The sequence below is a fragment of the Treponema sp. genome (genome assembly GCF_045657965.1).
In the GTDB taxonomy this organism is placed as follows: domain Bacteria; phylum Spirochaetota; class Spirochaetia; order Treponematales; family Treponemataceae; genus Treponema_D.
On sequence record NZ_JAZOUG010000171.1, the window covers coordinates 1 to 6735 of the forward strand.

The 6735-nt window shown below is 36.9% G+C and carries 8 protein-coding genes; 6 read left to right on the forward strand and 2 right to left on the reverse strand.

The window, feature by feature from the left end:
* The first annotated feature begins 196 nt into the window (after positions 1 to 196).
* On the forward strand, positions 197 to 592 hold the full coding sequence (locus ACKI5B_RS06245; RefSeq protein WP_407426907.1) for a tetratricopeptide repeat protein: 396 nt from the start codon (positions 197 to 199) through the stop codon (positions 590 to 592).
* Position 593: 1 nt separating this feature from the next.
* On the opposite strand, the gene ACKI5B_RS06250 is transcribed toward ACKI5B_RS06245, so the two are convergent.
* Complete coding sequence (locus ACKI5B_RS06250) at positions 594 to 1850, reverse strand: vWA domain-containing protein (protein ID WP_407426909.1); 1257 nt, start codon at positions 1848 to 1850, stop codon at positions 594 to 596.
* Between the two features lie 69 nt (positions 1851 to 1919).
* Between ACKI5B_RS06250 and ACKI5B_RS06255 the strand changes: the two genes are divergently transcribed.
* The 5 genes from ACKI5B_RS06255 (at position 1920) to ACKI5B_RS06275 (ending at position 6361) form a co-directional block, all read left to right on the forward strand.
* Positions 1920 to 3026 carry a hypothetical protein gene (locus ACKI5B_RS06255; protein WP_407426911.1) on the forward strand — a complete coding sequence of 369 codons (1107 nt, stop codon included), beginning with the start codon at positions 1920 to 1922 and terminating at the stop codon, positions 3024 to 3026.
* Between the two features lie 66 nt (positions 3027 to 3092).
* Positions 3093 to 3305 (forward strand): 30S ribosomal protein S21, encoded by a 213-nt coding sequence (rpsU, locus tag ACKI5B_RS06260; RefSeq protein ID WP_407426913.1) that lies wholly within the window; start codon positions 3093 to 3095, stop codon positions 3303 to 3305.
* Entirely contained in the window at positions 3283 to 4200 is a 918-nt protein-coding gene (locus tag ACKI5B_RS06265; RefSeq protein ID WP_407426915.1) for a phosphodiester glycosidase family protein, read from the forward strand. Before rpsU ends, ACKI5B_RS06265 begins: the two co-directional genes overlap by 23 nt.
* Before the next feature lie 31 nt (positions 4201 to 4231).
* Positions 4232 to 5137, forward strand: a complete 906-nt coding sequence (locus tag ACKI5B_RS06270) for a PilZN3 domain-containing protein (RefSeq protein WP_407426917.1) — start codon at positions 4232 to 4234, stop codon at positions 5135 to 5137.
* 78 nt (positions 5138 to 5215) lie between these two features.
* Positions 5216 to 6361, forward strand: coding sequence for a tetratricopeptide repeat protein (locus ACKI5B_RS06275; protein ID WP_407426919.1), 1146 nt, complete (start codon positions 5216 to 5218; stop codon positions 6359 to 6361).
* Here the strand turns inward: ACKI5B_RS06275 and ACKI5B_RS06280 are convergent.
* Positions 6358 to 6735, reverse strand: a 378-nt coding sequence (locus tag ACKI5B_RS06280; RefSeq protein ID WP_407426921.1) for a DUF192 domain-containing protein, incomplete at its 5' end; no start/stop codon positions are given. The two genes, ACKI5B_RS06275 and ACKI5B_RS06280, sit on opposite strands and share 4 nt — an antisense overlap.

The following is a 6735-nucleotide window of genomic DNA, read 5'->3' on the forward strand; positions in this document are numbered from 1 at the left end:
TGCTGAAGGTTTGCAACGTAAGCGCACATAGCGGCAGTAGGTTTGTTACCGCAAGAAGAAAGATAATTTTCCAATGGTGTAGCCATGATATTCTCCAAAAAAAGTGATGCATTGATTCTACAGAAAAGAACAATTATATTCAATTTCAAAGAGATACCTATTAACTTTTTTCTCGCAGATTTGTTATTATAGCATTATGAAACGCACGACATTAAAAACAATTATTTTTTCAATCGCTTTTACAGCTCTTTTATCATCATGTACTTCTACACCAAAAGAGATTCCTGAAGATTTAACAGCACAGGAACTCATTCAAAAAGGACAGGCAGCTTTCGAAAACGGAAAATACAAAGAATCTCTCAGATATTACAATGCAGTGACAGAACGCTATGCAGATTCACCTGCAGTATATGTCGAAGCAACTTACGAAATCGGTCACGTTTTTATGAAACAAAAGAAATATGAACAGGCCGAAGAAGTTTTGACTTCACTTATCGAATTATATCAAAAAGCTCAGCCAGGAACTCTTCCGGGAGCATACCAGAAACTTTCCCAGCTGGAATTAGACAAAATCGCAGAAAAGAAAAATTAATTTATCTTCCGCGCTCACTCTTGTCGTCAGGAACAATTACTGCATCAATTGTCACACCTTTTCTTTCGGCAAGAGAAGCAACTAAATCTTTGGAATATTTACCGCTTCCGCGCGGACTTGGATGCGGTTCGGCATCTCCAATCAGAATGATTTTTCTTTCTGCTTCGTTTCTCCAGTTATAATATTCCATCGATGCAAAAAGAGCTTCATAAACAGCTTCCGGGATATCCCCGCCTTCAGTACCATGAATATAAAAGCTGTTCAGATTCTTCTTAAATAAATCAACACTCTGAGTAAAGTCAAATTTTTTTACAGGTAAATCCATCCACTTGTATGTGTCCCCATAATCACGGTATAAAAGTAAACCAAGTCTTAAACTCTTAAATTCCTTTACTTTTTCAATAAGCTGCGGGATCCATACATCACGCAGTTTCTGAACATCATCTTTCATGCTTCCTGTAGTATCAATTGCAAAAATCACATCGGCGCAATCTTTATTTTTAATTCTGTCCAGCGAAGACATGATATCATCAGGTAAAGTCTCAGGTCCCTTTGAATAAACCATTTCTCCACCACCAAAAGCAGCAATATTTTTGAAACTTTCCGCAGCATCAGGATTATAATCATCAGTAAGTATAATTACTTCAGGTTCTTTTATTTCAGGCAGAATCTCTTCTGTTTCAGCTTCCTTTACCGGCTCTTCTTTTTTTTCTTTTTCAACAGTCTTTCCAAGATCAAACATAAAGGCATTATCCGAATACTCTCCGGAATAATCCCCGTATTTTTTTGAAAAAGAGCGGATATTTATAAAAGTTCCACGGTCAATTTTAACAGTTCCGTTTCTGGTCCATGGATATCCAAAAGCAATCTCTGCAGGGATAAAAATATGAAAAGCTTCTCCAAAAACGCTGTCTTTTTCTGGTGTTGAATCCATAAGACTGTATTTTGAATAATTTGACTCAAGTTTTTTACCATTTAGAAAGCGGATTTCATCGCCGTTGACAGGATTATATTCTAATGCCCGATAAGCATAATTATCTATTTTGCCTTCTGGATCCTTAGTAGTTTCGACGAGCATAACTGATTCAATGCCGTTTTTTTTACGGATATAAAGATGATACCCCCCACTTGATTTAAAATCTGTTCCGTCATCATAAACCAGCCGCAAATCCTCAGGATAAATTATGAGGTCTGGAGATTCGGCAAAAGAAAACGAGATGCACAAAACTGTAAAAAAGAAAAGGGCAATTTTTTTCATATTCAAACAATCGGCAGTTTTTACTATTGAAATTAGAAAAAGTATGGTATACTTTTAACAGGGATAAAAATGACTAATAATAATTTTACGTCAGTCGATATAACAGAATTCTTCGACGAAAAAGAACAGGCCGAAGATTTGATTGACACTGGTATTGTTGTATTTACTGAAGAACAGAAACAGCTTGTCAAACAGCTTCGTGAAAAGCTTTCAGAAGTTGATAAAGAACATCTGGAACTCTTTAATAAACGTGTAGAAGATCTCAAAAAACTTGCCTCTGCAATAGCGGCCTTTCCTTCCCTTCTGGAACGCACAGAATTAACCGTTGGTTCCCGAACACCCCAGTCTTTAATAGACTCACTTATTAACAGCACTCGTGAAGGCGATACAACTTTACAGCTTCCGTCAAAAGCAACTTTGGGCAAAGGCTTTCTTGTAGCAAAACTTCACACATTCTCATCAATAGAAAAACTTTCAAAAGAAGTAAATATGGATTCAAAAAGCATCAAATCCATTCACGATGAAACTGTTTCCATGATGTTTCTTCTGCTTGCCGAAGATGTTTATTTAAACTTAATCCGTGACACGACTTTATCAATGGATTCAAGAAGGCAGCTGGCTCTTTCATTACTTTTACTCTGGGAACACCGTGCAGATCAAAATATCTCTGACATAGCACCAGTCTTACAGTCTGTATGGACAGCCCGCACCCGCTTAGCTCCGGCATTTGGTACAATGATGGGAACAAGTGAACTTATTATGATTTCATTCCAGCTTGATGAACAATGGTCTGACTTTATCAAAACAAAACTTGCAGATGCTGATGTAAATATGGCTATGGAAGAATTTTTGTTTGGAATTTCCTATGAACAAATCACTAAACTTAAAAATATGCTCCGTGAACAGGGAATTGCAGCAATAGGTCGTGATGAAGTTTCAACTTTTTTGGGCACTGATGTAAAAGTCAATATGACAGAAGATTACCGTGACTTCTATCAGCAGTACACACTGCGGCGTGATAACGCCCGGGCAAGACGAAGATTAAATATAGCAGGACCTCACAAAACAATTGAAGACCACTTTATTTCATACGTTATGGAAAAAAACCGGGAAAAACAAATAAAAGACAGCTATAAAACTAAAGAAAATGCTCAAAAATCTATAACAGTCTCTTGAAATGCTCCCTATTTTTTGATAAATTGTAAAAACTTACGGATTCTTCGGTAGTGAGGAGGTGAAATTATGGCAACAATCATGGTTGAAGACTCAGAGAATCTTGAAAAAGCAATCAAACGTTTCAAGAGAATGGTCGAAAAAGAAGGTATCATCCGCGAATACAAAAAGCGCGAATATTACGAAAAACCATCTACAATCCTTAACCGAAAGAACAAAACTCTTCAGCGCAAAATGATGAAGAAAACACGAAAATCACATGATTCACGTTCTTCGTACTAGTTTAAGAAAAAGCCTCTGCCTGTGCAGAGGTTTTTTAATACTCATTTACTGTTTTCTCTTACCTTTTTTTTTAGTCTCCTGTGCTTCAAATAGATTTTCCAGTTCAAACACACCCTTTACTTCTGATATAAACTGGCAGAATCTGAATAATATTTCATATGCACAGTATTTTTTCTATGAAAATAAAGATTTTCCTTTACGCTGTCACTGTCTTAAAATCAATCTTCAGGACGAAAGTTTACAATTTAATATTTTCCCTGATTCAGAAAAAGTTTTTTTAGATAGTAATGGCAGTAAAACAGCTTATTTTAAAGGACTTTCAGCAAAAGAATTTTCAAAAAAGCACCCGTCAAAAATTTTTATAAACACAGCACCATTTTCCGGTAAAGAAGGAAGTTCCAGTTTTATTGCAAAATTAACTGATACAAGAAAAATTTCAGGAATTCACACTGTAAACAAAAAAGAATTGTCAGCACCGTTGAAAAAATACAGTGCACTATGTATAAAAAAATCTGAAAAAGGATATTCTGCAAAAATATTCAAAAATCAAACTGTATCAGAATACAGCGGATATGATTTTTGTTTAGGCGGATTTTATACAATTTTAACTGATTCCAAAAAAGAAACCTTTTCATATCAGACAAGAGATTCAAGAACAGCCGTCGGATTAAGCGGAGACGGTAAAACACTCTATATTCTGATTGCAGAAGGTGAAAGAAAATCTCAAAGCACAGGACTTTCTTATCCGGAATGTGCTGACATCATGCTCGCTCTGGGTGCAAAAAATGCAATGGAAATGGATGGCGGCGGTTCAACCACGCTTTATATAAACGGTAAAAATATGCTTTCTTATTCATCATCAAGAAAAATTGCAGTGTTTTTTGGTTTTAATTGACGATAAACAATTTATCAGTTATTATTAAGGTATGGGGATTGCCACAAGTCAACAGCTAACAAAATATTACGATCAGTATCGTGATACAGAAATTACTTTCACTAAAGATATCATCCGTGCATTAGGTCTCGACCCTCGTCAAGTTTATGTAAAATGTAATGGCGGTCAGTGGCCTTGTATCATAAATTCAACTTCATTTCAGCTTGCTAAAATCATTGTTGGCACAAAGGGTGGCGCTTTTCAGGCACTTGCAGCAAAGGATAATCCAACTGTAAACATCCGTTTCTGTTTTAATGAACAGGAAGGAGAAACAGTCACATTCTTAGTATCAGCACGAGTTGCAAAAATTCAGCCTTACATGAATTCTAAAGAACTTGTTGTAGTTTCCCTTCAGTTCACACAACGTCCACCAGATGATTTAATCGAAATTGTCGGTAAATTACTCGAAGCAAACGCAAATGCAGTCCGCCGCCGTGAAGAACGGGTTGTAATCAATGAAGATTCAAAGAGACGTCTTGGACTTGCTAAAGAAGAGTGTGTCGTTATTGTACAGAGCGTTCCGCGTCATTGCGTTTTGAGGGATTTGTCTTTCTCAGGTGCAAAGGTTATTCTTATCGGTCTTTCACAGTTTCTTGCCAATAAAGATGCGATTCTTCGTCTTGAATTTAACGAACCAAGCGAAGTTGTATCAATCAGGGGAACTATTGTTTCTGCAGATTTAATTCAGGGGCGCAAAGATATTTGTGCAGCAAGCATTAAATTTGATGAACAGTTTGTTCCTTTATCATACAAAATGCATCTTAATGATTTTCTTACAGCTGTACGGAAAACTCAGCTTTCAACAACAGATCAGGCTTCCCAGCAAAGAGAAGCTCAGGCTCAGCAGCCTTCTCAATCTCCGATACAGTCACAGCAGGCACCTACTCTTCCAGAGTAATTTTAACAGCCTGACATATTTTAATTTTTCAAAAACTCAGTTAATATAGCTGAGTTTATTTTTTATCAGGAGAATATTATGAATCCTTCTTCCCCATTAGATTCTATTTATTTTATAAATATCCCGGAAGATTTCAAATTTTCAGAAACTGCATTTCATATCGATACTACAATTCCTCTTCCTGTACAAAAAAAGGCAGATGATGCACCGGGCTCATTCGATATGAAATCTTTAACAGAAGAGCAGATTCTTGCAGGTCTTCTTACAATCATGGCGTATGACCAGAAAAACACTAATATTCAGTATTACCGCTCAATATTAAAACATGCCAGACCAAATCTAAAAAAAGAACTCGGTGAAGCTGCAATTTTAAAGGCAAAAAACGAAGATTTTGACCTTGCTGAAGAAATTTTCCGTGCACTGCGCGGTTTTGATCCGGAAGACATGACTATCGTTTTGAATACTGCACTTTTCTTTGATCAGCGGGCAGATTCATACCGGAAATCAGGTCTGCATGATGATGCCGATGCCTACGATGCCGATGCATTCAATTATTACCGGGAAGCTCTTGAAGCAGAGCCTGCTATGCCGGATGCTTTTTTTAACGCAGGCTTTTTCTATCTTAAACAGCGTAAATATAAAGAAGCCAAAGATTCCTTTGAAACTTATCTTGCCCTTACCTGCGATGTTAAAGATGAAGAACTTGGAGAAAACGGAATTTACAAAAAAAACAGGGCTCAGCAGATTTTAAATGATATTTCAAACCGCAATATGGATGATGATCACTTTAAAGCAGCTTATGATTTAATAAACCGTGGTGAAGAAGAAAAAGGACTTGAAGAAATCCGTAAATTTATCGAAAAGAATCCGGATGTATGGAATGCCTGGTTTATGCTCGGCTGGGGTATGAGAAAAACAGGCCGCTATGAAGAAGCAAAAATGGCTTTTGAAAAAGCATTGAGTCTCGAAGGCGGAGAAACAAGTGATACTTACAATGAACTTTCAATATGTCTTCTTGAAAGCGGGGATATCAAAGGAGCAAAAAAACTTCTTGAAAAGGCACTTGCAAAAGACAGTGAAAATACAAAAATCATCTCAAATCTTGGTTATGTTGCACTTAAAGAAGGAAATCCTTCTCTTGCAGCGGGCTATTTTCAGACAGTCCTGGAAATAGATCCTGATGACAAAATTGCTGCTATAGAACTTTCAAAACTGGAAGCTTAAAAATCAAGCCGGAGTTTATCCCCAGGATTAATTCCGGCTTTTTTATACCAGCCCTGCGGCACTTCAAGAGCATAAAGAACCTCTGTAGAACTGGTCACATTAGAAAGATCAAATGGATACATATCCAGAATATCGCGGATCCGGCCGTTTTTATCGATATAGGCAATTGAAAGCGGATGGGGAGTATTTTTCATCCAGAAATTAAGAATCTGTTCTTCTTCAAAAATAAATAACATTCCGGTTCCTTCAGGAATATCCTGCCGGAACATAAATCCATTCTGTCTCTCAGAAAAAGTTGAAGCAATTTCAGCCTTCACAGTAACTTCCTTTCCTTCAGAATTAACAAAGTCGGGAGGCCAAGCGGTCTTAGGAAG